Consider the following 25,864-nt stretch of genomic DNA (forward strand, 5'->3'; position numbering starts at 1 on the left):
CATGAGGTACATAAATGGCTACGTATGCATTTTTACGGTGAACGAAGGCCAAACGGAAGCGTCTATTATTGTTCAGCGCACCGAACCAGAGTTACGGGGACGGGTAGTAGGGGAAAACTACAGGCGACCAAAAAGTGCTTCTAGATGGCGTCGACTCCCACTGGAGCGATCTGGTTCATGAAGCGAAGGTCACTTCAAGTCGGATTCGGACCTGCCCCCATCCGCAGCACGCCTTATCACTGTCGAAAGGTCGGCGCGCGCAAGTCTCTGCGCAGCAGTTCGGCTATCGCCAGTCCAGAAGTCACGTTCAGCAGCGAGAATCCGCTCCTCCGTATTGCGCATGTGAAGGAAGGCCGCCTGCCGGGCGCGTTGCTGATCCCGGGATTCGATCGCGGCACAGATCTCCGCATGCTCGGTCCGGACATGCGCAGCAAGATCACTTCGCCTGGCTTCATTGCCGCGTGTGAGACGAATTGCATCTCTCAACGCCCGCGTCAGCATGCCGAGTAGCTCGGTGTAATGGGGATTGCCCGTTGCACGGGACACCGCAAGATGGAACGCCAAGTCTTCTTCGACGCCGTCACCGCCCGCGCGCACTGCAGAGTCGATCTCGCGCAAGGCGTGCCGGATGTCGTCCATCTGGCTTTCGCTACGGCGCTCCGCAGCCAGCGCGGCCATTTCCGCCTCAATCCCACGGCGCAGTTCCAGGATTCGCACGACGCCCAAGGCCGGGTCGGAACCGCCACGCCCAAGGCGGAATACCTCTGCGGTCGCCGGGTTGAGCACAACCGTACCGCTCCCCTGCCGGCTTTCCACGAGACCCTCGGACTTCAAGCGGGAAATGGCTTCACGAATCACCGTGCGGCTTACGCCGTATTGCTCGGTCATGAATTTTTCCGTCGGCAGGCGAGAATTTACGGGGTACATGCCGCGTCTGATCTGCCCAGCGAGGTGTTCGGTGACGCGATCGGCCAAGGTAGGCTCAAAACCGCTTTTCCCCACCGGTTGCTGCTCTGCTCCTGCCAGATTTTCTGTCGTGCTCTGCAAGGTAATGCTCCACATGTCCGTTGCTCGCCGCGCGTCGGGGCCGCGGCATCGCCAGTCCGCATGATAGCACCCAAACAAATTTGCTTGACATATTAGTCATATGAATTTGTAATACAAATACTAGAACACAACCTCCGCCCGACACTTGTCGTAAACCAACGAGGAGACTGCATCAATGACGGCTCAGGATCACAATCAGTCGCTTGAAAATGCTTACGTATGCAGACGCATGCCTGCGGAGATCGAGGCAGCGTTGAAAAAGCGTTTCGTCGTCAAGCTGAACGAAAGCGACGAACTGATGGATTCCGCCACGCTCATCGAGCACGCCAAAGGCGTGAGCGTTCTGCTCGTGACCGCGACGGAGCACATCAACGGCAATGTGTTGCGCGCTCTCTCGCCAACCCTCAAAACGGTGGCTACGCTCTCGGTGGGTTACGACCACATCGACCTGGCCACGGCTCGCGAACTCGGCATCGAGGTTCTGCATACGCCAGACGTCCTGAGCGATGCATGCGCCGAAGTCGCGCTGATGCTCCTCCTCAATGCCGCGCGGCGGGGTTATGAAGCAGATCGCATGGTCCGCAGCGGCCAATGGCCCGGTTGGGCACCCACTCAACTGCTGGGCAAGGGGCTGGTCGGCAAGCGGCTCGGCATATTCGGCATGGGGCGCATCGGCCGAGCCATCGCGACGCGTGCCCGCGCGTTCGGCATGCAAATCCACTACCACAACCGATCCCAACTCGGGCCAGAGGACGCCGAGGGCGCCATCTACCACGCCACCCTCGATAGCCTGTGCCGACACAGCGAGATGCTGCTGGTCGCGGCGCCGGGTTCACCACAACTCAAAGGGGCGCTCGATCAAACGCACATCCGCGCGCTGCCACCTGGCGCTGTCGTCGCCAATATTTCCCGCGGCGACATCGTCGACGACCATGCGCTGATCGAAGCGCTGAACAACGGCCATGTCTTTGCTGCTGGGCTCGATGTCTTCGCCAACGAGCCGAACGTCGATCCGCGTTACCGCGCGCTCGACAACGTCTTTCTCAGTCCGCATATCGGCAGCGCGACAGAGGAAACGCGCAACGCCATGGGATGGCTTCTGATCGACGGGATCGCGGCACTACGCCGCGGCGAGCGACCTGCCAACCTGCTTTCCTGATTCTCCCATTCAAGTCAAAGCGACCGGAGTTCCTTTTCATGCAGATCCAGAATGCTTTTCTCTTCCGCCAACAGTGCCACGTGAATGGCCAATGGGTAGACGCTGCTGACGGCGAAGTGGTGCCCGTCACAAATCCCGCAACAGGGCAACCGCTCGGTACTGTGCCTCGCATGACGGCCATCGACGTCCAGACAGCCATCGCCGCCGCGGACCGCGCCCTTCCGGCATGGCGCGCAACCAGTTCGCGCGAACGCAGCCGCCTGCTGCGTCGATGGTTCGACCTCTGCATGGCCAACCAAGAGGACCTGGCAACGATCCTGACGCTTGAGCAAGGCAAACCGCTTAAAGAATCCCGTGGCGAGATTGCCTACGGGTCTGGCTTTATTGAATGGTTCTCGGAGGAAGCTCGTCGAATCTATGGCGACGTGATTCCTGCGCCGTCATCGGACCGACGCATCATCGTCATCAAGCAGCCCGTCGGCGTCGTCGCCGCCATCACCCCATGGAATTTCCCCAATGCGATGATCACGCGCAAGGCTGGCGCCGCTTTGGCTGCAGGCTGCACGATCGTGATCAAGCCAGCCTCTGCCACGCCCTTCTCTGCGCTGGCGCTCGCCGCCCTGGCCAAGGAAGCAGGCATCCCTGATGGGGTACTGAATGTGGTCACCGGTTCCGCCTCCGTTGTGGGGGGTGAGCTCACATCGAGCCCCGTCGTGCGCAAGCTGTCGTTCACAGGTTCCACCGATGTTGGCAAGACTCTCCTTGAGCAATGCGCCGGTACGGTGAAGAAAGTTTCTATGGAACTGGGCGGAAACGCACCATTCCTCATCTTCGACGACGCGGACCTCGACGCCGCCGTCGCTGGCGTCATGGCCTCGAAGTTTCGTAATGCCGGGCAGACCTGCGTCTGCGCGAACCGGATCTTCGTCCAGGACGGCGTCTACGACGCGTTCGCCGAGAAGCTCAGGATCGCAGTGGAAGCTCAAGTCGTTGGCGATGGCATGGCACCCGGTGTAGATCTCGGACCGCTGATCGACGACGCGGCGATCGAAAAGGTTCGTCAACATATCGACGACGCGGTCTCTCTGGGTGCTCAAGTGTTCACGGGCGGCAAGGGCCACGCCCTCGGCGGCCGCTTCTTCAAGCCGACGATCCTCACGGACGTTTCTCCGAAGGCGAAGCTTATGAACGAGGAGACTTTCGGTCCGGTGGCTCCCCTCATCCGCTTCAAGACCGAGGAAGAAGGCATCGCAATGGCAAATGACACGCCCTTCGGACTGGCTGCCTATTTCTACACCACCAACTACGCCCGCTCCTGGCGCGTGGCAGAAGCGCTCGAATGCGGCATCGTGGGCCTGAACGAGGGCCTGATCTCCACCGAGGTGGCACCGTTCGGCGGCGTGAAGGAATCGGGTGTTGGCCGGGAGGGATCCAAATACGGCATCGAAGACTACATCGAGGTCAAGTACATCTGCGCTGGCGGCCTGGCACTGCGCTAAGCCACAAGCCAACAACAGGAGACAAAAACATGAAAACTGTGGGCATGATTGGCATTGGCATGATGGGCCATGGCATCGCGACGAATGTTGCAAAGCATGGCTATCCCTTGGTGGTCCTCGAACATCCCGGTAACCAGCCAGTCGACGCGCTGCTGAAGGCGGGAGCAAAAACGGTACCGGCTATCTCGCAACTCGCCGGCCAAGCGGACATCGTCATTCTCTGCGTCACCGGCACGCCCGAGGTCGAGGATGTGCTTTTCAGCGCCCAAGGCCTCCTCAGCGCCTTGCGGCCCGGTACTGTAGTCATCGATTGTTCGACGGCGATCCCCTCCTCGACCGAGCGCATCGCTGCCGCCGTGCAGCAGGCCGGTGGCAGGTTCATCGACGCACCAATGACGCGTACGCCCAAAGAAGCCGCCGAGGGGCGACTGAACCTGATCGTCGGCGGCGACGAGTCGCTCTACCGAGAATGCCTGCCACTGCTGCAGAGCTTCGCCGAGAACATCACGTTCGCCGGGCCGGTCGGCTCCGGACACCGACTCAAGCTGCTGCACAACTTCGTGTCTCTAGGTTTCTCCGCGGTCCTGGCAGAGGCAGCCGCCTGTGCGGCACGCGCTGATGTCAGCCCAGAGGTCCTTGTAGACGTGCTGGCCAAGGGCGGCGGTGCCGGTGTCATCCTGGAACGCCTGCGTCCCTTCATCGAGCGGGGCGACAGCTCCGGGTTCCGCTTCACCATCTCCAACGCGCTGAAGGACATGACCTACTACGACACGATGGCGAGTGAAGTGGGCGCCAGTCACGCGACCGCGTCAGCGATCCGCGATACCTATGCCGGCGCCTATGGCCAACGGTCCAACGGCACCGTGCCGGAGCTTGTCGCGCTGCTGGCCGAACCGGCATCCGTTCGCTGACAGTCCACGGGAACCGCCACCATGATCACAAACCAGCAGTACAAGATCGCCGTCATTCCTGGCGATGGCATTGGCAACGAAGTAGTCCCCGAGGGCATTCGGGTTTTGGAAGCCGCCAGCGCAAAGTTCGGCTTCAAGCTCGCCTTCACGACCTATGACTGGAGCTGCGCCCGCTACCACGCTCAAGGAAGCATGATGCCGCCCGACGGCATCGAGCGACTACGCGACTCTGACGCCATCTTTCTCGGAGCAGTCGGGTTCCCCGGAGTGCCGGACCACGTATCGCTGTGGAATCTGCTCATCCCGATCCGTCGCGAATTCGACCAGTACGTGAATCTGCGACCGGTCAGGCTTCTGCCCGGTGTTCCCTGCCCGCTCGCCAACAAGGAGCCGGGCGACATCGACTTCTGGATCGTGCGCGAGAACACCGAAGGCGAATACTCTCAAGTTGGTGGACGCATGTTCGCCGGCACGGAACATGAATTCGTCACGCAGGTGGCCATCTTCACTCGTCGAGGGACCGATCGAATCATGCGCTATGCGTTTGATCTTGCGAGGAAGCTCGGGCGGAATCACGTTACATCGGCAACAAAGTCCAACGGCATCTTCCACTCGATGCCCTTCTGGGACGAGCGATTTTCCGCAGTGGGTGCGGACTACCCCGACATCCGCACCGACCAGTACCACATCGATATCCTGGCAGCGCGGTTCGTGATGTCCCCAGAGCGCTTCGACGTGGTGGTTGGATCGAACCTGTTCGGCGACATCCTCTCCGATCTCGGCCCGGGTATCACGGGGACGATTGCAGTGGCGCCGAGCGCAAACATCAACCCTGAGGGGAAATTTCCATCGATGTTTGAACCGGTGCATGGCTCTGCCCCGGACATTGCCGGACAAGGCATTGCGAATCCTATCGGTCAGATCTGGTCGGGCGCGATGATGCTGGAACACCTCGGACAGCCTGAGGCAGCAGCCGCGATCATGAAGGCCATCGAAGCTGTCCTTACGCATCCGAATCGCGTACATACGCCAGACCTGGGTGGAAGGGCCAGTACACAGGAAATGGGCGCCGAGATCGCGAGGGCGGTGCTCGCATGACACAAGCCTCCAGGGTAGCCAGTCGCCCGCTTGTACTTCTGACTGATCCCATCGCCCCAGAGGCGCACGCTCGACTGGCGGCTGACGCTGACGTCGAGTTACTGCCTCCAGGACTGATCGGCGAGGCAAGTGATCAAGCCCTTCGAGATCGCATTGCGCAGGTTGACGGTCTGATCGTCCGGCGACAACTCCCTGGCGACCTGTTCGAGCGCGAGCATCGTCTTCGTGCCGTCGTTCGCCATGGCGTTGGCGTGGACTTCATTCCGGTAGACCGCGCAACGGCTCACGGCATTCCAGTCGCCAATACGCCGGACACGAACTCGAACGCCGTCGCTGAATATGCGGTCTCTGCCATGCTCGCAATGACCAGAAAGCTGGAGGATTTCGACGATGCAGTGCGTAACGGGGACTGGAATCGCCGCATGATCGCGGGAGAGCAATCCAGGGAGCTTCGTGGCTCCACACTGGGGATTATTGGCTTCGGTGCCATCGGCCGCCGCGTCGCGGAGATCGCAGGCGTGGGCTTCGGCATGAAGCTGCTTGCGCACACGTCGACACCATCGAAGCTCCCGCCACACGTCGACCCGGCGGAACTCACCGAGTTGTTCGCGCGCAGCGATTACATCGTAATCGCGTGCCCTCTTATTCCTGCAACAAGAGGCATGGTGAACAAGACGCTTTTGGCTCATGCGCGTCCGACAACTGTACTCGTCAACGTGGCACGGGGGCCGATCATCCAGCAGGCGGATCTGATCGATGTTTTGAGCAGCGGCACCATAGGCGGTGCCGTACTCGATGTATTTGAACAGCATCCGCTCCCAGACGACAGCCCGCTTCGAGCTCTGCAGAACGTCCTTTTGACACCGCATATCGCAGGTCTGACCCAAGACGCCTCCATGGCCATGGGCCTGGCCGCCGTCCAGACGATGCTCGCCCTGCTGCGGGGCGAACGAGCACACAACATCGTCAACCCCGAATTCAACGCCGTCAACCAGGAGACAACCAAATGAAGATCACCCGCATTACCGCAATCCCCTTGTCCTATTGTCTGCCGGAAGGCAAAACGGTCACCATGGGCGTGGGCAGTACGCTCAAGCGTGACGCGATCATCATCCGCGTTGAAACGTCCGAGGGCATCGTCGGCTACGGCGAGTCGCATCCCGGGCGCAGTCCTGGCGCCATCACCAGCCTTATCCACAACACGCTGTCGCCGCTGCTGGTTGGCATGGACGCCACGGACGTCGTCGGCACCTGGCAGCGCGTGCACCGCATGCAGTTCTCCAGCCACGGTCTTGGCGCCGGCGCCGCGCTAGCGCATTCGGGCATCGACATGGCACTCTGGGACATTCGCGGCAAGGCGGCGAACATGCCGCTCTACAAGCTGCTTGGCGGCTCGCGTCGTCGAATTCCCGCCTATGCCGGCGGCATCGCGCTCGGATACCAGCCGGCGGCGTCCCTGGCCGAAGAGTCCCAGTCCTATATCGAGCAGGGCTACAAGGCCGTCAAGCTGCGGATTGGCGACTCGGTCAAGGCGGATATCGAGCGCGTACGGCATGTGCGCCGCGTGGTCGGCGATGACATCGACATCCTGACCGATGCCAATACGGCCTACACGATCGCCGACGTGCGCCGCGTTATGCCTGTGCTGGCGGAAATTCAAGCGGGGTGGCTCGAAGAGCCGTTCGCCTGCAACGATTTCGCCTCGTATCGTGAGGCAGCCCGGATTTCTCCTGTCGTACCGATCGCAGCAGGCGAGAATCACTTCATGCGATTCGAGTTTGCGCAACTGCTGGAAGCCGGGGCAGTCCAGGTCTGGCAACCCGACCTGTCCAAGACGGGCGGAATTACGGAAGGCATGCGCATCGCTGCTATGGCCTCGGCGTTCCGCATCCCCATCAACGCCCACAGTTCCGCTACGGGCCTCAATCATGCCGCGACGCTGCATTTCCTCGCTGCAACCGAGAACGCCGGCTACTTCGAAGCCTGCGTTTCCCATTTCAATCCGTTCCGGGACATGTTCGGCAAGACCTTCGAAATCGGCAGCGATGGTTGCGTGGTTCCGCCGGAAGAGCCGGGCCTGGGAGTCGAAGTCGATGAGGAGATCTTCAAGCAGTACCCCTTGATCGACGGCCCCGGTTACGTCGTCAAGTTCTGAGCAACTACGCTCTACAGACACCGATCCACCACGTATAAAAGATGGTGAAGGAGACAAACATGCCTAGCAGAAGAACCGCATGCAAATGGATTCTGTCTTCGCTGGCGGGCGCCGCTGGCGCGACTGCCTTCGGTAGCGCCATTGGCGCTGCGAGCGATGCATACCCGGACAGGCCCATTCGAATCGTCGTGCCATATACCCCCGGGCGGCTTTAACGACACCCTCGCCCGCACCGTCGGAGAGAAGCTGACTAAACTCTGGAAGCAGCCGGTAGTCGTTGACAATCGACCAGGCGCCAACACATTGATCGGCAATTCAATGGTTGCGAAAGCCGCCCCCGATGGCTACACGTTGCTAATTACCCCCCTGCCGTTCGCCGCACTCCCCGCGTTATATGACACGAAACTTCCCTACAACGCGACGAAGGATTTTTCGCCGGTCATCTGGGCGGCTAGCACCCAAAACGTGCTGGTGGCGCGCAACGACCTTGGATTTGCGACTATCAAGGACATAGTCGATTTTGCCAAGAAGAATCCCGGCAAGCTGAACTATGGGTCCACTGGATCCGGCTCCTCCAATCATCTGTCGATGGAACTCTTCGAGAAGATGACTGGTACAAAGCTGACGCACGTCCCGTATAAGGGCAGCGGACCGGCAGTTGTTGCTCTACTCGGCGGTGAAATCGACGTGCTGTTTGACAACTTGCCCAATGTGATGAACCAGATTCGGGCCGGCAAGCTCAAGCCTGTTGCCGTCACTGGTCAGCAGCGATCCACGCTGTTGCCAAATGTGCCGACCATCGCTGAATCGGGGGTGCCCGGCTACGAGGTCAACGTGTGGTTTGGCATTCAGGCACCCGCTGGCACGCCAAAGGAGGTCGTCCAGAAACTCAACCAGGAAATCGCGAAGGCATTGGCGGATCCTGAAATTGTGAAGCGATTCCGAGAACAAGGCGTGGAGGTTGTGGGTAGCTCCCCGACCAAATTCGCCACGCTCGTGGAAGCGGAGATCCAGAAATGGGGAAGCGTGGTCCGCGATGCGAACGTTCGGCTGGAGTAGTTGCTGCGTCTAGAGCGTGCCCGCACGGCAGCGAACACGCTCTGACCCGCAAGCACATGCTCTTCAGTATCCCGCCGTATTTTCGGCGGGATTCTTGTTTTTCCTCGACCGATCCCGGACGTTGACAGCGCGCAGATGCAACGCCGCGCGGTCGCCTATTTCTACCTACCCCAAGCTGCCGGCCCAAGGCGGTCTCTGCGCAGGCCTTCACCCGAAGAGTCGCCAAAGATCCCTTGACCACCCAGTAGTCGAACGCGAACCCAAGCAAAAGGCCCTGCAAATTATGTTTGCAGGGCCTTTTTCTTGCCGCACACTTCGCGGAGTTTCCGTCCAGGGACAACGGGCTAAATGCGCGCGGCCATTAAGAACAAGCGATGTCTCAATGCCCGATCACGTTCCGAGCTGGCTTATTCGGCGACAACGTTTGCCGACTTCGCGACAGCCCCCCACTTTTCGGCTTCGCTCTTGATATAGCCTGCAAACTCCTCAGGCTTTGTTGCCACCACTTCGGCACCGAGCGTCGCCAACTTGCTCTTCACCTCTGGCATAGCAAGTACCTTCATCAGTGCTGCGCTGAGTTGCTTGACGATTTCAGGCGACGTTCCGGCAGGTGCGACAAGACCGCCCCAAGAAGAGGCATCGAATCCCTTGATCACCGATTCATCGATTGTTGGTGCATTGGGAAACGCCGGCACGCGCTTCTTGCTCGCCACGGCCACGAGCTTGAGCTTGCCGCCCGTGACGTACGGACGTGCAGCAACTGCCGTAGTGAACATCATCGATACCTGCCCAGCCATAACATCGGTCATTGCTGGGCCATCACCCTTATAGGGCACGTGCATCATATCCAGCTTCAGCCCAGACTTGAACATCTCGCCAACAAGGTGGTTGGAGGAGCCATTGCCGGCCGAGGCAAATGTGTACTTTCCCGGGTTGACCTTGACTTCTGCTACCAGTCCCTTGATGTCTGTCGCTTTGACCTTAGGCCCGGCCACAAGGACGATCGGCACCGTGGTGGTTTGCCCGATTGGGGCGAAGCTCTTGTTGACGTCGTAGCCGAGGTGCGGGTAGATCGACTGGCTGATGGCATTCGGGCCGACGTTCGCCATCAGAAGCGTATAGCCATCTGCCGGCGACTTGGCCACCATCTCAGCCGCGATATTCCCGTTTGCGCCCGGCCGGTTCTCGACTACGAATGTCCCACCGGTGACTTCCTTCAGCTTTTCGCTCAGTAGACGTGCCGTTGTATCGGAAGCGCCCCCCGGCGGGTATGGCACGACAATGCGCACAGGCTTATCCGGGTAGGCTGCCATGGCGATGCCTGACGCCAGGGCTGAAGCAGCGAGGATTGCACGCCACGCAGTTTTGATGAGTGATTTCATGAGTGTCTCCTTCAATTCTAGTTTATCGAGGATGGATGGGAATCAGTACCGCTCCTCTCGCCAGCGGCTTCACCGTCTTGCTATAGATGTTCAGCCAGCCCTGCTCCGTAGCGCCCTGGATCGGTGCTGCGTCGACGCGACGCGAAGCCATCTCGTTCTGGTCGACAAGCAGATTAATCTGCCGACCGGGAATGTCGATCTCGATCGCGTCGCCATCCTTGACGAGAGCCAAGGGGCCACCCGCGGCGGCTTCGGGGCAAACCTGACCGACTGCGACACCCCGGTTTAACCCAGATAGCTGGCCATCCGTCACGACGGCGACCTTGCCATTGAAGCCCGCACCTTCGACGGCTGCAACAAATGACGACGCCAACGCCACGCCCGGGCCGCCAATCGGCCCCATACCACGCAGGCACGCTACGGTCCCCTCCGTGATACGTCCATCCGCCAACGCTGCGATAGCTTCTTCCTGAGAGTGAAACACCATCGCTTTGCCACGGAAGGTTTCCGCCTTCTCACCGGCATTGCCGAGCTTGAGAATGCTACCTTCGGGTGCAAGCGATCCTTTCAGGATGACCAGCGATGGCTTCGTGGAGATTGGGTTCTCCAACGTGCGCAGGATAGATGGCGATGGCGCCTCGTACTCGTCGAGAATTGCCTTCCAAGTCTTACCCGAGACCGTCAAACACTCCTGCTCGATCATGGACGTTAGACGTTTAATCGTCGCAAGGGTGCCACCTGCCGCTTCTAGCTCTTCCGTACGGTGGGGACCGTTGGGCTTGACGGTCGCTAGCAGCGGGACTTCGCGTCCAAGCCGGTCAAACAGATCGTAGAGATCCACATCCGTTCCAGCCTCTTCCGCAACAGCTTGCAAATGGCGAAGTACGTTGATCGACGTCGACAGCGCCAACGCGACGCGCACAGCGTTTCGGAAGGCCGCCGGCGTCAGGAGGCTCCGGGGCGTCAGACCTTCATTGACCATCTCGACAATGCGTGCGCCGGCTGCTCGGGCCTGGTCGACCATCGAAGGCGAGTTGGCCAGTACGGGACTGGCGCCTGGCAGCGTCAGGCCCAATGCCTCGCAAACGATGTGCATGGAATTCGCAGTCCCAAGACCCGCGCACACACCGGGGCTGCGCACGGCACGCTTGCACATGCCGTCCAGGTCTTCAAAGGAGAGTTGCCCAGTCACGTGCATGCCGACTTTCTCGAAGACATCTTCGATGTCCACATGCTCGCCCTTGTACTGGCCGCTGGCCTGATAGCCGCAGATCACCACGAGTGTCGGAATGTTTAGCCGTGCAGCGGCCATCATTTGTCCGGGCGTTGTTTTATCGCAGGAAGCCAGGCAAACCATACCGTCGAGTTGTGCGCCCTCAACCTGCACTTCGATGTCGTTCACGATCAGGTCGCGCGACGGGAGGATATAGCGGCCCTGCTTGCCCGCGCTAGTGATGAAGTCGCTTGGTGCCGCAGTTCGAACCTCGAAAGGTACGCCCCCTGCTGCGCGGATTGCCGCCTTCACGTGGGCGGATACGCCATCGAGGTGACTGAAGCAGCTCGACAGCTCCGACGAGGTGTTGACCACCGCAATTTTCGGCTTGTCCAGGTCGGCGTCGCTCAGTCCCAGGGCTTGCCATTGGGCCTTGCGCAGTGCCCAACGGGTCGTACCCGGGGCGAAATTGCTACGGTATTTCGGGGAGTTCATTGCAAGGCTCCAAGGAAGGCACCATTGTTTTCCAGCACCTGCTGGATATCGGAGGCCGGCACATGGTGAACGCTGATATCGCGTGCCACGGCCGTTGCAGCGGTATGCCCAGCCGCTTCGCCCATGGCGAAGCATTGCGCGGTCACTCTGATCGAGGCCTGCGCGCCATGAGTGGCCGATGCACACCGGCCAGCCACCATCAGGTTGTCGAAACCTTCCAGCAGAAGCGAACGCAAGGGAATCTGGAAGTACGTGCCAGGCGGCAACCAAATCCATTTGGTGGCCCTACCCGCAGCGTGGTCCTCCATTGGCCAGGCACAGCACGCGATGGCATCGTAGAAGCGCGCTCCTTCGAGAACATCCTTGTCCGTAAGGACGTAGCTGCCTACGGTGCGCCGACTTTCTCGGATGCCGATTACAGCGCCCGTATCCATGACGAAGGCAGACTCGAATCCCGGCACATACTTTCGGAATGCCTTCAGGTACGTGCAAACTTGTTCCCGCCCTGCAATCTCTGCCCGTGACATGACACTGAGGTCGAACGGATTCGGCGATTTTCCGTCCACCGCCACTTTCGTGATGTTCAGATGCGCAAGCCCGGGGCGTTCGGCAAAAACACCGCCCGCGGTGCGCGGAAGTTCGTAACCGTCGGCGACGGCCTGCTCAAGCCTTTCGCGAAGAGCCGGACGGCTCAAGCGGGCCAGCGAGTCGGTGTCTACACCGCCGAACCGCACCATGGTGGTAGGGAACTGAAGATCGCCTTCCGAAATTTCGCAAGGCGCGCCTGCGAAGTTCACCAGGTCGGCATCGCCAGAGCAGTCTACGAACGACTTTGCGCGGAGGGCGAGACGCCCTTCCTTGGTCTCGATCAGAACGGCGTCCAGTTCGCGCCCCTTCATGGCGACACCAACCACCATCGCATGAAACAACACCTCGACCCTCGCTTCCTGGACGAGCTGATCGAGAGCGACCTTCATGGCGAACAAGTCGTAAGGCAACGATGCCGTCTCCAGCCAGCGGGTCGGCTCACCGAGACCGTCAAGTGACCGCAGTCGATCGATGACCTCGTTGCAGAAGCCACCCACAATCTGCTGCACGTCTGTATCGGTGACCGCGTAGAGGCCGCAGATGCTGCCCAGGCTCACCGACGTCAGGGTGCCGCCTAGAAAGCCCTCGCGCTCCAGAAGCAGTACCTTGGCACCCGTCCGCGCCGCCGAAATCGCGGCGGCCACCCCCGCAGCTCCGCCTCCGACGACGCAGACGTCTGCGGTGCGAAACACGGATGTAGAACGCGCTGGCTCGGACACTGCACCCAATGAATACGTAGTCATTTTCTCTCCGAAAAAATGCGTGATGCCGGGTCCCTACTGACACGGCACACGCTTCCCCGTTCTTTTGGTTACGTAGTCATTATATGCGGAATCGAGAAACTGCCAAGCTCAAGATGTTGTGCGTCGCAATACGAGGTCGTTAGGAAGCACAAACGTGTGTGGCGCCAAATCCGGCGAAGTTATACGACGCTGGAGCCGATCTACAACCTGCTCGACCATGGCGGGCAGGGGCTGCTGGACTGTGCTCAAGCTGATGCATTCCCACCGCGCCATGGGAATATCGTCATAGCCGACGATCCAAATGTCCCTCGGAACTTGCTTGCCACTGCGTCGAGCAGCATCCAGGACACCGATCGCAACGATGTCATTTGTGCAGAACACTGCATCAACATCTGGGCGTTCTGTGACTAGTGTCTGCATCGCCCGGAAGCCGAACTCGTAGCCAAAGTCGGCGGCATCAGCCCGCACAAACGTGTTGCCCTGGGTCAACTCGCCAAGGCCTTCCATAAAGCCTCGTTCGCGTTCGCGAATCGTGCTTGCCTTGGAACTCTTGCTTGACGCGGCGGAGATCAATCCAATGCACTTTCTGCCCGCGGACACGAAATAGTCTGCGACCCGCCGGCCGCCAGCATAGTTGTCGCTCACGATCGTGTCGAACAAGTCGGTTCCGACAGAGCGATTAATCAGGATGATCGGCTTCTCGGCCGCGACCCGGCTCAGCATCTCCCTGGATTCATCCAGGGCAGCGGCAAAGATGACGCCATCGGTTGCGCTTTCGGCAAGTGCACGCACCGTTGCCTCGTCCATCTTTCCTTCAAGCTCCCAGACCGTTGTGCGGAAGCCCCGGCTAGCGAGCCGCTCAACCAGCAGTTGGAGCAGCAGTGGGTACAACGGGTTAGACAGGCTCGCGATGACGACCGCAACCGTCCCGCTGCGCCGCGTTTTCATCTGTCGTGCTGCTGCGCTCGGCGAATATTCGTGGTCTTGTATGACCTTCAAGACGCGCGCCTTGGTCTCCGGTTTCACCGATGGCAAATCCTGGAGTACGCGGGAAACGGTGGTTTGCGAAACCCCTGCCAGGTTGGCAATGTCGATGCTGGTAAGCCTCTTGCTCATGGTGAGGTCGGAATTGCGCACGTTAGTGTTAATGCCCCGGATTTTAAGTTGAGGGCAGCAGCGCTGGCAATGCCACTTGAGCGACCTCAAACTCGAGCGGTATCGGACGTCTCGTGTAGCTGTGTTGAGCTTGTTTCAGGTTCTTCTCGCAGTCCGAGATGAGCCGTTGAGTACTTCGTGTGCGGGGGCATAGCTTGTTGAGGAGCCGCCTATGCCACGTAATTGCCATAGGGGCAGCCCCACAAAGCTGCCTCCCCAGCAGCGGGTTGAAGGCCTCACAGGGCGGCTCGAGAGGCTAAGGGTGTGGCGAGACGTTGCAGGCGCCAGGCTGACATTCCTCCGGAATGCTAAGTCGGCACATCTGGTGCCGCCAAGTCCTAGCTTCGCAAAGACAATCAGTGAAGCTATCCGACCTGGCTCGCTCGCCCTAGCATTTGCTGCCGTTGCCAATGCCCCAATCGGAGCTTGCGACCCGTCACGTAGGATCCATCAGTCCGACGGGCCGAGAAGGGTCCGGCAGCGGTCATCCGACCGCCCCAAGCACTTTCTTCACCCACAACTGCCTCGACCAGCTTGGAAGCAAGGATTGCTTACAAGATGGGCATGCGCTCGCGTCGACTGCGGGCGCGCGGGCCGCCGAGGGAAACCATGCCTGGCCCGGTCCGCAAGCGCCAGTTGGCCAGGCGGCCTGAGCGAGCGGGCTAAATCCACTGTCGTATTCCGCCTGCCGGCAACGTAGTGATCCAACTATGCGCCGGTCGACAGGATTATCTTACCCACGCTTTGGTTCGACTCCATGCGCCGGTGCGCTTCGGCGGCCTGAGCCAGCGGGTACACGCTGTCCACCACCGGCACCAGTCCGCTCTCGGTAAAGCCCGGCAGCCAGCGCTGCGCGAAGCGCGCGACCATCTGCCGCTTGACCTCCGGCGTACGCGATTTCATCACCGTGCCGATGATCTGCAGATGGCCGTAAAGCAGCCGCTCCAGTGGCAGATTGGCACCTTCTGCGCCGCCAAGCAGGCCGACCTGCACCAGCCGGCCGCCATTGGCCAGCGACAGGACGTTTCGTTCCAGGTAGGAACCGCCGATGAAATCAACGATCACGTCCCCTCCCGGCAGTGGTCCGGTGGTTTGCCCCCGTTTTGGCGCGGTCTCCCACCAAGACGCTTCTTGCCTGCTTGCCCTAGCCAATATCGATCGTGCGACTCGCGGATCGCGCCGGCTCCGATTTCGGCACGGTCAACGTAAGCACACCATTGTCAAACTTTGCCAGGATGTGATCGGGGTCGGCGTTTTCCGGCATGGGAATCGTGCGCACGAAGCTTCCATAGGCGCGCTCTAGCCGGTAGCAGCCATCTTCCTCGCTGCTCACGTCCTGCTTTTTCTCGCCGCGCAGCACGATCGCTCCGTCCTCGACGCTCACGTTCAGGTCTTCGCGCTCCACCCCTGGCAATTCGGCGGTCACGCGCAGCACCTGCCCTTCGTCGACCACGTCGATGCGGGGCTGGAAGCGCGATGAACTGAAGTCGCCAAACCATCGCTCGAGCGCACCACGGCCGGCAAACGGGTCATGAAAGAACTCCTCCACTGCGCGCCACGGTTCGCGTGAGAACAGTCGCGGAATGTCAGGCCAGGCGGCACGCCACTGTTCACTTGCCGGCGGGCTTTCCGGGCTGTCCGCATCGGACTTGCGGGCCGCCCCGCGAAGAAACTTGAAGAGATTCCACTTTTTCGGGTCGGTGTTCATCGTATCCTCCATTAAGAGGTCTGGCAGGAGAACCGGATTCCAATCGGTGTCAGCCGCATCGTCGATGATCTGTGGGCCGCAGGAGCCCACTGATGTGCGGTTTTCTGACGGTACATAAATGGCGCACGGGGAAAACTCCCTGAAGACATCTCACAGATGGCAGTCGCAGAAAGCAGGACCAGTATGGGGGCTGGCTTTCGGTACCGCGAAAGCATTACAAGAAAACACCGACAGAGGTCGCTAACACACAAAAAAATCCGTTTCGTGAGGGCACCCCAATTTGACGGACGTCGGCCGGCTTACTGCTTGGCACCCGCTTCTTTGAACTCAACATCCTCCACGTCCTCGTCTTTTTTCTCGGCGCTCGCCTCTTTCGCGTCCGCGGCGCGATCGGAGCGAGTGTCCGGCTGAGCCTGAACGTCCGCATAGGCCTTTTCACCGAGTTTCAGCGAGGCCGTGGCCAGGGCCTGCGCCCTGGCCACGATCTCGGCCTTGTCTGAGGTCTTCAGTGCCGCCTCAAGGTCCTTGATTGCGGCTTCGATCTTCTCCTTCTCGCCCGCCTCCAGCTTCTCGCCGAATTCAGCCAGCGCCTTGCGCGTACTGTGTGCCAGTGCGTCGCCGTGGTTGCGCGCATCGACCAACTCGCGTTGTCGACGGTCTTCGTCGGCGTGGGACTCGGCGTCCTTCACCATGCGCTCGATCTCGCCTTCAGACAGGCCGGAGTTGGCCTTGATGGTGATCCGATTCTCCTTGCCAGTGGCCTTGTCCCTCGCCGACACGTGCAGGATGCCGTTGGCGTCGATGTCAAACGTCACCTCGATCTGCGGCATGCCACGCGGCGCCGGTGCAATGCCCTCCAGGTTGAACTCGCCCAGCATCTTGTTGCCCGTAACGATCTCGCGCTCGCCCTGGTAGACCTTGATAGTCACCGCCGCCTGGTTATCCTCGGCCGTGGAGAAGACCTGTGAGAACTTGGTCGGGATGGTGGTGTTCTTGGTGATCATCTTGCTCATCACGCTGCCCAGGGTCTCGATCCCCAGCGACAGTGGGGTGACGTCAAGCAGCAGCACGTCCTTGCGCTCACCGGTGAGCACCGCGCCCTGGATCGCCGCCCCCACCGCCACCGCTTCGTCGGGGTTGACGTCCTTGCGCGGCTCGCGGCCGAAGAACGCTTTGACCTTCTCCTGCACCCTGGACATGCGGGTCATGCCGCCCACCAGAATCACGTCGTCGATCTTTTCCACCGATACACCGGCGTCCTTGATGGCGATGCGGCACGGCTCCATCGTCCGCTCGACCAGGTCTTCGACCAGGGCTTCGAGCTTGGCGCGCGTGAGCTTCAGGTTCAAATGCCGCGGTCCGCTGGCGTCGGCCGTGATGTATGGCAGGCTGATCTCCGTCTGCAGGCTCGACGAGAGCTCGATCTTGGCCTTCTCCGCAGCTTCCTTCAGGCGTTGCAGCGCCAGCACGTCGCGCGACAAGTCAACCCCCTGGTTCTTCTTGAATTCGCCAATGATGTAGTCGATGATGCGCTGGTCGAAGTCTTCTCCGCCCAGGAAGGTATCACCATTGGTCGACAGCACTTCGAATTGCTTCTCGCCTTGCACGTCAGCGATCTCGATGATGGAGATATCGAAGGTGCCGCCGCCGAGATCGAACACGGCGATCTTGCGGTCGCGGCTTTCCTTTTTGTCCAGACCGAACGCGAGCGCCGCCGCGGTAGGCTCGTTGGTGATCCGCTTGACATCCAGCCCGGCGATGCGCCCGGTATCCTTCGTTGCCTGGCGCTGGCTGTCGTTGAAGTAGGCGGACACCGTGATGACGGCTTCGGTGACGGGCTCGCCCAGATAGTCTTCGGCGGTTTTCTTCATCTTGCGCAGCACTTCAGCTGAAACCTGCGGTGGGGCGAGCTTCCTGCCTTGCGCTTCGACCCAGGCATCGCCGTTGTCGGCCTTCAAGATCGTGAAGGGCATCAGGCCGATGTCCTTCTGCACTTCCTTTTCCTCATAGCGGCGGCCGATCAGCCGCTTGACAGCAAATAGCGTGTTCTTTGGATTCGTGACGGCCTGTCGCTTGGCTGGTGCGCCGACGAGGATTTCCTCGTCGTTCACATAGGCGACGATGGATGGTGTCGTGCGTGAGCCTTCGGAGTTCTCAATCACTTTGACCTGGTTGGCTTCCATCAGCGCCACACACGAATTCGTAGTGCCGAGGTCAATGCCGATGATCTTGCTCATGATATCCTCCACAGCCGTATGGGACCGGCCGCACGCCTTGCGTGTCCCCCGTCAATACTCCAGCTCCGGTGACACCGCAACGGCTTTGCCGTGGTCTTTCGGCATCTCTACCACGGTCGCGTCCGTGGTCAGAATCAGCCCGGCGACCGATGCCGCGTTCTGTAGTCCGGTGCGAGTCACCTTGGTTGGGTCAATCACACCCATCTCGAACAGGTCGCCGTATTCACCCGTGGCCGCGTTCCAACCGAAGTTGCCGCTATGTTCGAGCACCCGGCTTAACACCACGGATGCTTCCTCGCCGGCATTGGCGGCGATCTGCCGCAGCGGCTCCTCCAGGGCACGCAGCACGATTCGGATGCCGGCTTCCTGGTCGGCGTTGGCGCCCTGGAGCGGCGCAAGCTGGGCGCGGGCGCGCAGCAGCGCGACGCCGCCGCCCGCCACGATGCCTTCCTCGACCGCGGCCCGCGTGGCGTGCAGGGCGTCTTCGACGCGCGCCTTCTTCTCCTTCATTTCCACCTCAGTGGCGGCGCCAACCCGGATCACCGCCACGCCGCCGGCCAGCTTGGCGACCCGCTCCTGCAACTTCTCCTTGTCGTAGTCGCTGGTGGCCTCGTCGATCTGCCGGCGGATGGCCTTGATGCGGGCTTCGACTGCCGCGTGCTCGCCCGCGCCGCCAACGAGGGTCGTGTTCTCCTTCTCAATTTCGACGCGCTTGGCGTGGCCCAGATCCTCCAGCACGACATTCTTGAGCTGCTTGCCCGTCTGTTCCTCAATCAGCGTGCCGGCGGTCAAGATGGCAATGTCTTCCAGCATGGCCTTGCGCCGGTCGCCGAAGCCCGGCGCCTTCACCGCGGCGGCCTTGAAGGTGCCGCGCAGAGAGTTGACGACGAGGGTCGCAAGCGCCTCGCCTTCCACGTCTTCGGCCACGACGAGCAGCGGCTTGCCGGTCTTGGCCACGGCCTCGAGCACCGGCAGCAGATCGTGAATCGCCGAGATCTTCTTGTCATGCAGCACGATATACGGCTCTTCGAGGATGACGGATTGCTTCTCGGGCTGGTTGATGAAGTACGAGGCCAGATAACCGCGATCGAACTGCATGCCTTCGACCACCTCCAACTCGCTCTCCAGCGACTTACCGTCTTCGATCGTGATGGCCCCGTCCTTGCCGACCTTGGCCATTGCATCGGCGATGATCTTGCCGATCGCCTCATCGGCGTTGGCGGAGATTGCGCCGATCTGGCCGATCTCCTTGCTGGTGGTGCAGGGCCGGCTCAGCTCGCGCAGCTTCTCGACGACCGCGCCCACGGCCAGGTCCATGCCGCGCTTCAGATCGATGGGGTTCAGGCCAGCCACTACGTCCTTCATGCCTTCCTGAACCATCGCCTGGGCCAGCACGGTGGCGGTCGTGGTGCCGTCGCCGGCCACGTCGGAAGTCTTGGCCGCAACTTGCTTGACCAACTGGGCCCCCATGTTCTCGAACTTGTCGCGGAGCTCGATTTCCTTGGCGACCGACACGCCATCCTTGGTGATCAGCGGGGCCCCGAACGATCGCTCAAGGACCACATTGCGCCCCTTGGGACCGAGCGTGACCTTGACCGCGTTGGCCAGCAGATTGACACCCGCCACGATGCGGCGGCGCGCGGTCTCCTGAAACTGGATCTCCTTGGCTGCCATGATGAGACTCCTCGCGAGACGCTAGTCTTCTGTACCTTCCTCTATTCGACGACGCACAGAATGTCCTCGTCACGCATGACCAGCACCTCCTCGCCTTCAAGCTTGACGGTGGTGCCCGTATACTTGCCAAATAGCACGCGCTCGCCAATCTTCACACTCGGCACGCTGACACTGCCATCGCCCAAAACCTTGCCGGGACCGACAGCCAGGACTTCGCCCTGGTCCGGCTTTTCGGCGGCGGTATCGGGGATGACAATACCGCTGGCCGTCTTGTGTTCTGCGTCCAAGCGTCTGACGATGACGCGATCGTGTAGTGGACGGATGTTCATAGCCTTGCTCCTCGTCCCATCACTGTGATCATGAGCTTGCCGATCGGGTCGTGTCCGGGCCGCCGTTCAGGGCATTCACGTGTCAACGCCGGCGTCTGGATTCAAGCCACAAGCATTATGGGCCAGGAACCGATCATAGCGCTTCACTGAATGGCCGGCACGGTGCCGAGCTTCTCTGCCAGCATCCGCTCATACACGCCAAAATGCGTATCCACCTCAGCCTGACTGACGACGACAACGTCAATCGTGACCTGCTCGGGCGTCAAGCCGAACATCGTGGCCAGCGCCACTTCCAGGTGGGGGGCCGCCACTCTATCCTTTTCGAACGTCGTGCCGATGCTGATCACGTAAGCCTCGCCTTGCGCGGTGACGTCCACCAAGCGGGCCCGCGCGCTGAGGTTGTTGTCGATCGCGACTGTGACCAACTCAGCCACGCGCCGCGTCCGTTCGGTAGGAAATCCGCGCGTGCACTTAAGCCGCACCCGATGCCTGCCTATCGTCACCCACTCAGAATCGAATTCCATCGAAGTCTCCATCTTGGAAAGTGTTTGCCGCAAATATCCCTGGCTGAGCGCAGCAGGCTCAAGCGTGCCAATGATCTTGAGGCAACTCGCCATCTTCCGCTCACTTCACCTCGATCTTCTTCACCGAAGACTGCGACGTACCGGTCTTTGGCAGGCGCAGCGTCAAGACACCTCGGTCGAATTTCGCCTCGACGTGATCGAGGTCGACGCCATCCGGCAGCGGAATACTGCGCATGAAGGCGCCGTACGCCCGCTCCAGCCGGTAGCAGCCGTTTTCCTCGCTCCGAATGTCCTGCTTCTTCTCACCCCGTAACACCAGCGCACCATCTTCGATGGTGGTCTTCAGGTCCTCGCGATCCATGCCGGGTAGCTCCGCCGTGATCCTCAGCGCCGAGCCATCATCGACCACATCGATGCGCGGCTGGAAGCGCGACGAACTGAAGTCGCCGAACCATCGATCGAGTCCCCCGAAGCCCGCGAAGGGTTCATGCAGAAACTCGCCCATCGCACGCCAGGGATCGCTTGAAAACAGCCGCGAAACGTCCGGCCAGTCCGGTGTCCAGTGCCTTGGCGCGGGGACATTCGACGACTCGCCCGTCGGTTGCCTGTCTTCGGTCGATTTGCGTAGGAACTTGAAGGGATTCCATTTGCCCAGATCTGTTTTCATCTTGCCCTCACCCAATGTTCAGCCAGTTTCCGCAGGCGCTGCGGTGGCGCCCTTGCGGACGCCACCGGCACCTGGCGACGGCAACTCACGCCACGTTGACGGCAATGCGGCGTGGACGCGCTTCGTCGCGACGCGGGATCGTCAGCTTTAGCACGCCGTCCTGCAGGTTCGCCTCGATCTTCGACGCGTCAAGGTCCACACTCAACGAGAAAGCGCGTGCGAAGTGCGGCTGGCGTATTTCCGCATGTTGCACCCGCAGTCCTTGGGGGGTGGGCACGACCGCTTCCGCCTCAATATGGAGGTTACCGTCGTGAACATTCACCTCGAGCTTGTCCTTCGTCACACCTGGAAGGTCGGCCCAAAGGGTGACGCCGTTGCTGTCCTCGACGATGTCGACCGCGGGAAGTAGCGTCAGCGTCGGTGTCGACCTGTCCTCCTGACTCTTTGTCATCGCGTTCTGGTTGCGTTCCGCCACTTGGGTAGTCTCGTTCATGGCTGTCTCCTGGCGTTACTGGACCGTGATCGCCCGGGGCTTCGAGGTTTCGCGCTTGCCGACACTGATAGACAGGCAGCCGTTGGCATAGCGCGCCTGGACTTTGTCGGGGTCCGCGCTCTGCGGCAATTCGACCACACGCCGGAACGTGCCTGTGAATCGCTCTTGCGCGTACAGCCGCACCTCCGGATCATCCCCCGCTTGCACCGCTTCGCGCTCGCCGCTGAGGGTCAGCAAGCCCTTGTCGATCGACACCTCGAACTGGTCCGGCTTGAGCCCTGGTGCGAACGCGACGATCTCGATGGAATCGTCCGTGGCGCCGATATTGACCGGGGGAAATGCCCCGAAGCGGCCGGAGCGGATGCTGGATGGGAAACCGCCGAACAAGCTCGCCATCTGCCGTTGCATGCGGTCGATTTCGCTGAAGAGGTCAGTTCCAAAGAAAAGGTCGCTCATGGTCGTATCCTCCTTCGACGCAGCAAGGAGGCGAAGGGGCATACGCGCTCCCATTCACCTGCCAAGCTGCTGGCAAACAAACAGAAACACGCAGCGCGCGATGGTCGCGACTGCCTGAGCGAAAATAAAATAGTAATTGGCCACCCAAATTTCAAGGGGGCAACCTGCGCCGTTCCGCGAAAGGACATCCGACGATTCGTGCTGCACCGGTCACGTTTGGGCGTTGCATCAGCGGGGGCTCCCGTTGCACGGCGCTTAAACATGCCGGGACAGCCTCATCGCTTAATCGGCAAAGCCGTGGCAAAGCTAATCGCCAATATAATCCACGCGCCACTCGCCGAAGTGAGCCCTCGACGGCAGCGCCGGCTTGCCTCTCGTTGAGCAGAATCGGCTGGTCATAGAATGACGGCCGCGAACGGGGGGTTCAGGTGTACATGCCGATCGAGGCGGTGCGCCGACGCGGATCCACTGTTCGGCCCTCTAGCGCCGGACGCTCTTAAGGCTCGCGGCCTTGCGCTCGACATAGCGACTGGTCCAGGCGATGCCAGGTTGGAGGGTGCCAGGTGTGGGGCACGAGCAGAAGGTCGACGGCTCAACGCGGTGGCCGGCGTGGAAGGGGCACAGGGACGACTGCGTGCACGCATCAAGCGCTGGACGAAGACCTTGCGGGACCAAGGTCATGCGCTTCCCGATGGCGACGACGCCTAGTGGGAGCTACCTTGTCTTCGGCGTCCGTTAGGATCCTAGTTGCAGTAACAACGTTGCCGCGTGCTCGGCAACTCGCCATAAGCGGGCGTTATCGGATCTTATTGCCATGCCCCCGGCTCACGCTCTTCTCCCCGCCCATGCCTTGCGACGGACGGCGTGGAGTGCAACGGCAGTAACCGGCCATCTCCTTCCATTCGCCAGCGCGCGCAGACGGACATCCAAACGGCGGCTCCACCAGACAACGGACATTCGTGCGCGGCCCATATCAGTTGCATCTTCGGCCACCATAAGCGACATTCGTCCCCTCGTCTGACAAGCGTCCGTGCGTCAACTCGACTGAGCGAGCGCGGCGGCGACCGCATCGTCGACGCTGTAATGAACGTCTGACGGGGTGAGACCAGGCATGCCTGCCAAAGTCAGCAACGCCAGCGCGGGCTCCTTCAGGCGCGCGAAGAACAACCTCTTGCCGCGCGCAGCAGCAAAGCGTTCGAATTCCATCAATGCCTCCACGCTGGTGCTATCCAGATCGGGGGACTCTTCCAGACTGAGAACAATCGATTGCGTGCTGTCCCCCGCGTTGACGACCAACGTCCTCACATGCTGCATCATGACTTCGACATTGCCAAAAAAGAGCGGTGCCTCCGGACGCAGGACGATCACGCCCGGGACTGGTCGCGCATCAGAATGCGCTGCGAGAACAAGGAAATCGTGTCCTTCGCCAAGGCGGCCGAGGGTGCTCACGTTCGGAACCGAGAGCCCTCGCAAAAGCATCAGCAGGCTGAGCCCAATCGCGGCGAGCAACCCGTAGAGCACGCCTAGTACGAGCACTGCCAGCACGGCGGCGGCGACGAGGATACGGTCGCGATGCAAGCGCAAATACGGGGTGAATACTGATGGGTTCAACGCGTGACTAAGCGCATGGCAAACGACAGCAGCGAGAACCGCGGTGGGCGTGAGCGCCACCAATGGCAGCAAGGGGAGCATGATGACGGCCACCACTACCGCAGCGAACCAACCTGCCCAGCGCGACTGGGCACCAGCCGCTTCGCTAGTGGCACTTGCCGAATAGCCCGCGCCTACAGGCAGACCATGAAAGAGCCCTGACAGCATATTTGCAGCGCCGAGCGCGAGCAACTCACGGTTCGGCACCGTCAAGTCTCCATGCTTGAGTGCTAACGTGCGGATCGAGCTATACGATTCGGCGTAAAGGATCAGCGCCAGCGCAAAGGCGAATTCGCCAAGTTGGGCCCATTGGTGGTGATCAAGGCTGGGCAACGAAGGCATTTGGCCCGATAGTTCGATTGTGCCGACCACCGACACCCCATGGGCGTGAAGGCCGAACCAACGACTGGCGACGATGCCTAGCGAGATGACGACGAACGCGCCCGGCACCTGGCGTGAGCGACCGAAAGCGAATAGCAGGACCAGCGCGACGAGCCCGGTTGCTAACTGCCAGACGTTCCACTGCGGGTAGCTACGGGCAAGCTCGATCAGGAAGCCGGCAGAATCGGTGTGCTTGAGGCTCACGCCGAGAAAACTCGGGATCTGTCTTATAATGATGACAATTGCTAGACCGAACGCGTAGCCTCGCAGCACGGGTTTGGCGATGAACTCAGAAGCGCTGCCCAAGCGTGCGAGCGACGCGCTCACGAAGATCAACCCGGTAATCAATACGAGCCCGGCGGCCAGCAGCATGCGCATCGGCAGGCTGTCACCGGCCATTCCCACTGCTACGGCTGCAACGACGGCTGCCGACGATGACGTGGCCGACACAATCGCAAAGCGGCTGTTGCCCAGCAGGCCGTAGGCGACGAGTCCCGCGAGCAGCGCTATGACGCCCGTCTGAGGTGGTAGGTTGGCAATGGTTGAATACGCGATTGCCTCAGGAACGAGCAGGCCAGCGACAGACAACCCGGCGCGCAGGTCAGGCAAGTAATGGCCCGCGAGAACGCGCGCGGACGCCTTGCACGGATACTTTTTCATACCCTTCCGGTCGTTTTGCATTAGCTATGCAGGATAACGGTATCACGTTGGCTCGAAGGAACTGGCGAAGTACCACTGCTTTTCGCTGGGGCGCTTCAGATTACCAGGATGAGCCGGAACATCGCTGGACCTCCATTGGACATTCCCCGACGCACTGAGCGAGCGCGTGTCCCGCATGCGGCATGCCGTTGCAGTTCGTGATCGCTCATCCTCTATTCGGCTGTAGGAATGCAACCGGGACCCCGAAGTGTTCCAGTGGCAATATTGCTCAACTGGACAAATTGCGATAATGCCGTGACTCGGCTATTTTTCATAGTTGGTCGATCGCCTATTGTTTCCGACACCGCGATTGCGAAGACCCGCGGAGATTGCAGGCAACCGCCAGTTCGATCGTCGTCACGCGCGACAGCCGCATCCCTCGCGCACGGTGAAGAACATGCCGCAGTCTGGGTTCGGCCAGGGGGGCGCTTGCGGTTTCCGAATCGACGGCCGGAGTAAGGAGGCGGTGCGCGCATATTGGATACCGACTGCGCTCGTTGATCTATTAGGACGCGGCAGTTTCGCCATTCGTCCCGCTGGGA

The 25,864-nt window shown here is 60.8% G+C and carries 21 protein-coding genes and 1 pseudogene; 7 read left to right on the plus strand and 15 right to left on the minus strand.

What is annotated here, in order from left to right:
* Positions 1-189 precede the first annotated feature (189 nt).
* Entirely contained in the window at positions 190-1,062 is an 873-nt protein-coding gene (locus KB879_RS34440; RefSeq protein WP_249221515.1) for a FadR/GntR family transcriptional regulator, read from the minus strand.
* Between the two features lie 160 nt (positions 1,063-1,222).
* Between KB879_RS34440 and KB879_RS34445 the strand changes: the two genes are divergently transcribed.
* The 7 genes from KB879_RS34445 (at position 1,223) to KB879_RS34475 (ending at position 8,928) form a co-directional block, all read left to right on the plus strand.
* A complete protein-coding gene (locus KB879_RS34445) occupies positions 1,223-2,206 on the plus strand; it encodes a D-glycerate dehydrogenase (RefSeq protein ID WP_211984057.1) in 984 nt (327 codons plus the stop codon).
* Between the two features lie 38 nt (positions 2,207-2,244).
* On the plus strand, positions 2,245-3,705 hold the full coding sequence (locus tag KB879_RS34450; protein ID WP_249221516.1) for an NAD-dependent succinate-semialdehyde dehydrogenase: 1,461 nt from the start codon (positions 2,245-2,247) through the stop codon (positions 3,703-3,705).
* A 29-nt stretch (positions 3,706-3,734) separates the two neighbouring features.
* Positions 3,735-4,616: an NAD(P)-dependent oxidoreductase gene (locus KB879_RS34455; protein ID WP_249221517.1), complete on the plus strand. Its 882-nt coding sequence runs from the start codon at positions 3,735-3,737 to the stop codon at positions 4,614-4,616.
* A gap of 21 nt (positions 4,617-4,637) precedes the next feature.
* Positions 4,638-5,714 (plus strand): tartrate dehydrogenase, encoded by a 1,077-nt coding sequence (locus KB879_RS34460; RefSeq protein ID WP_211984059.1) that lies wholly within the window; start codon positions 4,638-4,640, stop codon positions 5,712-5,714.
* Complete coding sequence (locus tag KB879_RS34465) at positions 5,711-6,724, plus strand: hydroxyacid dehydrogenase (protein ID WP_211984061.1); 1,014 nt, start codon at positions 5,711-5,713, stop codon at positions 6,722-6,724. The genes KB879_RS34460 and KB879_RS34465 overlap by 4 nt, the downstream gene beginning before the upstream one ends.
* On the plus strand, positions 6,721-7,869 hold the full coding sequence (locus tag KB879_RS34470) for a mandelate racemase/muconate lactonizing enzyme family protein (RefSeq protein WP_211984063.1): 1,149 nt from the start codon (positions 6,721-6,723) through the stop codon (positions 7,867-7,869). The genes KB879_RS34465 and KB879_RS34470 overlap by 4 nt, the downstream gene beginning before the upstream one ends.
* Positions 7,870-8,025: 156 nt before the next feature.
* On the plus strand, positions 8,026-8,928 hold the full coding sequence (locus KB879_RS34475) for a tripartite tricarboxylate transporter substrate binding protein (protein WP_249221518.1): 903 nt from the start codon (positions 8,026-8,028) through the stop codon (positions 8,926-8,928).
* A 407-nt stretch (positions 8,929-9,335) separates the two neighbouring features.
* Here the strand turns inward: KB879_RS34475 and KB879_RS34480 are convergent, their stop codons facing one another.
* From KB879_RS34480 to KB879_RS34545, 14 genes and pseudogenes are all read right to left on the minus strand, one after another.
* Positions 9,336-10,310, minus strand: a complete 975-nt coding sequence (locus KB879_RS34480) for a tripartite tricarboxylate transporter substrate binding protein (protein WP_211984066.1) — start codon at positions 10,308-10,310, stop codon at positions 9,336-9,338.
* A gap of 22 nt (positions 10,311-10,332) precedes the next feature.
* Positions 10,333-12,018: a dihydroxy-acid dehydratase gene (locus KB879_RS34485; RefSeq protein WP_211984068.1), complete on the minus strand. Its 1,686-nt coding sequence runs from the start codon at positions 12,016-12,018 to the stop codon at positions 10,333-10,335.
* Positions 12,015-13,349: an FAD-dependent oxidoreductase gene (locus KB879_RS34490; RefSeq protein WP_211984070.1), complete on the minus strand. Its 1,335-nt coding sequence runs from the start codon at positions 13,347-13,349 to the stop codon at positions 12,015-12,017. Before KB879_RS34490 ends, KB879_RS34485 begins: the two co-directional genes overlap by 4 nt.
* 108 nt (positions 13,350-13,457) lie before the next feature.
* A complete protein-coding gene (locus KB879_RS34495; RefSeq protein WP_211984072.1) occupies positions 13,458-14,465 on the minus strand; it encodes a LacI family DNA-binding transcriptional regulator in 1,008 nt (335 codons plus the stop codon).
* A 747-nt stretch (positions 14,466-15,212) separates the two neighbouring features.
* Positions 15,213-15,578, minus strand: a pseudogene (locus tag KB879_RS34500) (zinc-binding dehydrogenase); the annotation flags it as partial.
* Between the two features lie 70 nt (positions 15,579-15,648).
* Complete coding sequence (locus KB879_RS34505; protein WP_211984074.1) at positions 15,649-16,212, minus strand: Hsp20/alpha crystallin family protein; 564 nt, start codon at positions 16,210-16,212, stop codon at positions 15,649-15,651.
* Between the two features lie 299 nt (positions 16,213-16,511).
* Positions 16,512-18,449 carry a molecular chaperone DnaK gene (gene dnaK, locus KB879_RS34510; protein ID WP_211984076.1) on the minus strand — a complete coding sequence of 646 codons (1,938 nt, stop codon included), beginning with the start codon at positions 18,447-18,449 and terminating at the stop codon, positions 16,512-16,514.
* Positions 18,450-18,500: 51 nt separating this feature from the next.
* Complete coding sequence (gene groL, locus KB879_RS34515) at positions 18,501-20,123, minus strand: chaperonin GroEL (RefSeq protein ID WP_211984078.1); 1,623 nt, start codon at positions 20,121-20,123, stop codon at positions 18,501-18,503.
* A gap of 41 nt (positions 20,124-20,164) precedes the next feature.
* Complete coding sequence (locus KB879_RS34520; protein ID WP_211984080.1) at positions 20,165-20,452, minus strand: co-chaperone GroES; 288 nt, start codon at positions 20,450-20,452, stop codon at positions 20,165-20,167.
* A gap of 143 nt (positions 20,453-20,595) precedes the next feature.
* A complete protein-coding gene (locus KB879_RS34525) occupies positions 20,596-20,976 on the minus strand; it encodes a hypothetical protein (protein ID WP_153957012.1) in 381 nt (126 codons plus the stop codon).
* 100 nt (positions 20,977-21,076) lie between these two features.
* Positions 21,077-21,643: an Hsp20/alpha crystallin family protein gene (locus KB879_RS34530; protein ID WP_153957013.1), complete on the minus strand. Its 567-nt coding sequence runs from the start codon at positions 21,641-21,643 to the stop codon at positions 21,077-21,079.
* 85 nt (positions 21,644-21,728) lie between these two features.
* Positions 21,729-22,136: an Hsp20/alpha crystallin family protein gene (locus KB879_RS34535; protein WP_153957014.1), complete on the minus strand. Its 408-nt coding sequence runs from the start codon at positions 22,134-22,136 to the stop codon at positions 21,729-21,731.
* Between the two features lie 15 nt (positions 22,137-22,151).
* On the minus strand, positions 22,152-22,592 hold the full coding sequence (locus tag KB879_RS34540; protein ID WP_211984082.1) for an Hsp20/alpha crystallin family protein: 441 nt from the start codon (positions 22,590-22,592) through the stop codon (positions 22,152-22,154).
* A 1,035-nt stretch (positions 22,593-23,627) separates the two neighbouring features.
* The gene (locus tag KB879_RS34545) at positions 23,628-25,283 is read right to left on the minus strand and encodes a SulP family inorganic anion transporter (RefSeq protein ID WP_194946941.1); all 1,656 of its coding nucleotides are present in this window, start codon (positions 25,281-25,283) and stop codon (positions 23,628-23,630) included.
* Positions 25,284-25,864 lie beyond the last annotated feature (581 nt).

This window comes from Cupriavidus sp. KK10 (assembly GCF_018223725.1).
Classification (GTDB): domain Bacteria; phylum Pseudomonadota; class Gammaproteobacteria; order Burkholderiales; family Burkholderiaceae; genus Cupriavidus; species Cupriavidus necator.

What these genes read in the sequence shown, in the direction of transcription:
- KB879_RS34440 (WP_249221515.1), bottom strand. Translation starts at nt 1,062, where the DNA reads ATGTGGAGCATTACCTTGCAGAGCACGACAGAAAATCTGGCAGGAGCA.
- KB879_RS34445 (WP_211984057.1), top strand. Translation starts at nt 1,223, where the DNA reads ATGACGGCTCAGGATCACAATCAGTCGCTTGAAAATGCTTACGTATGC.
- KB879_RS34450 (WP_249221516.1), top strand. Translation starts at nt 2,245, where the DNA reads ATGCAGATCCAGAATGCTTTTCTCTTCCGCCAACAGTGCCACGTGAAT.
- KB879_RS34455 (WP_249221517.1), top strand. Translation starts at nt 3,735, where the DNA reads ATGAAAACTGTGGGCATGATTGGCATTGGCATGATGGGCCATGGCATC.
- KB879_RS34460 (WP_211984059.1), top strand. Translation starts at nt 4,638, where the DNA reads ATGATCACAAACCAGCAGTACAAGATCGCCGTCATTCCTGGCGATGGC.
- KB879_RS34465 (WP_211984061.1), top strand. Translation starts at nt 5,711, where the DNA reads ATGACACAAGCCTCCAGGGTAGCCAGTCGCCCGCTTGTACTTCTGACT.
- KB879_RS34470 (WP_211984063.1), top strand. Translation starts at nt 6,721, where the DNA reads ATGAAGATCACCCGCATTACCGCAATCCCCTTGTCCTATTGTCTGCCG.
- KB879_RS34475 (WP_249221518.1), top strand. Translation starts at nt 8,026, where the DNA reads ATGCATACCCGGACAGGCCCATTCGAATCGTCGTGCCATATACCCCCG.
- KB879_RS34480 (WP_211984066.1), bottom strand. Translation starts at nt 10,310, where the DNA reads ATGAAATCACTCATCAAAACTGCGTGGCGTGCAATCCTCGCTGCTTCA.
- KB879_RS34485 (WP_211984068.1), bottom strand. Translation starts at nt 12,018, where the DNA reads ATGAACTCCCCGAAATACCGTAGCAATTTCGCCCCGGGTACGACCCGT.
- KB879_RS34490 (WP_211984070.1), bottom strand. Translation starts at nt 13,349, where the DNA reads ATGACTACGTATTCATTGGGTGCAGTGTCCGAGCCAGCGCGTTCTACA.
- KB879_RS34495 (WP_211984072.1), bottom strand. Translation starts at nt 14,465, where the DNA reads ATGAGCAAGAGGCTTACCAGCATCGACATTGCCAACCTGGCAGGGGTT.
- KB879_RS34505 (WP_211984074.1), bottom strand. Translation starts at nt 16,212, where the DNA reads ATGAACACCGACCCGAAAAAGTGGAATCTCTTCAAGTTTCTTCGCGGG.
- dnaK (WP_211984076.1), bottom strand. Translation starts at nt 18,449, where the DNA reads ATGAGCAAGATCATCGGCATTGACCTCGGCACTACGAATTCGTGTGTG.
- groL (WP_211984078.1), bottom strand. Translation starts at nt 20,123, where the DNA reads ATGGCAGCCAAGGAGATCCAGTTTCAGGAGACCGCGCGCCGCCGCATC.
- KB879_RS34520 (WP_211984080.1), bottom strand. Translation starts at nt 20,452, where the DNA reads ATGAACATCCGTCCACTACACGATCGCGTCATCGTCAGACGCTTGGAC.
- KB879_RS34525 (WP_153957012.1), bottom strand. Translation starts at nt 20,976, where the DNA reads ATGGAATTCGATTCTGAGTGGGTGACGATAGGCAGGCATCGGGTGCGG.
- KB879_RS34530 (WP_153957013.1), bottom strand. Translation starts at nt 21,643, where the DNA reads ATGAAAACAGATCTGGGCAAATGGAATCCCTTCAAGTTCCTACGCAAA.
- KB879_RS34535 (WP_153957014.1), bottom strand. Translation starts at nt 22,136, where the DNA reads ATGAACGAGACTACCCAAGTGGCGGAACGCAACCAGAACGCGATGACA.
- KB879_RS34540 (WP_211984082.1), bottom strand. Translation starts at nt 22,592, where the DNA reads ATGAGCGACCTTTTCTTTGGAACTGACCTCTTCAGCGAAATCGACCGC.
- KB879_RS34545 (WP_194946941.1), bottom strand. Translation starts at nt 25,283, where the DNA reads ATGAAAAAGTATCCGTGCAAGGCGTCCGCGCGCGTTCTCGCGGGCCAT.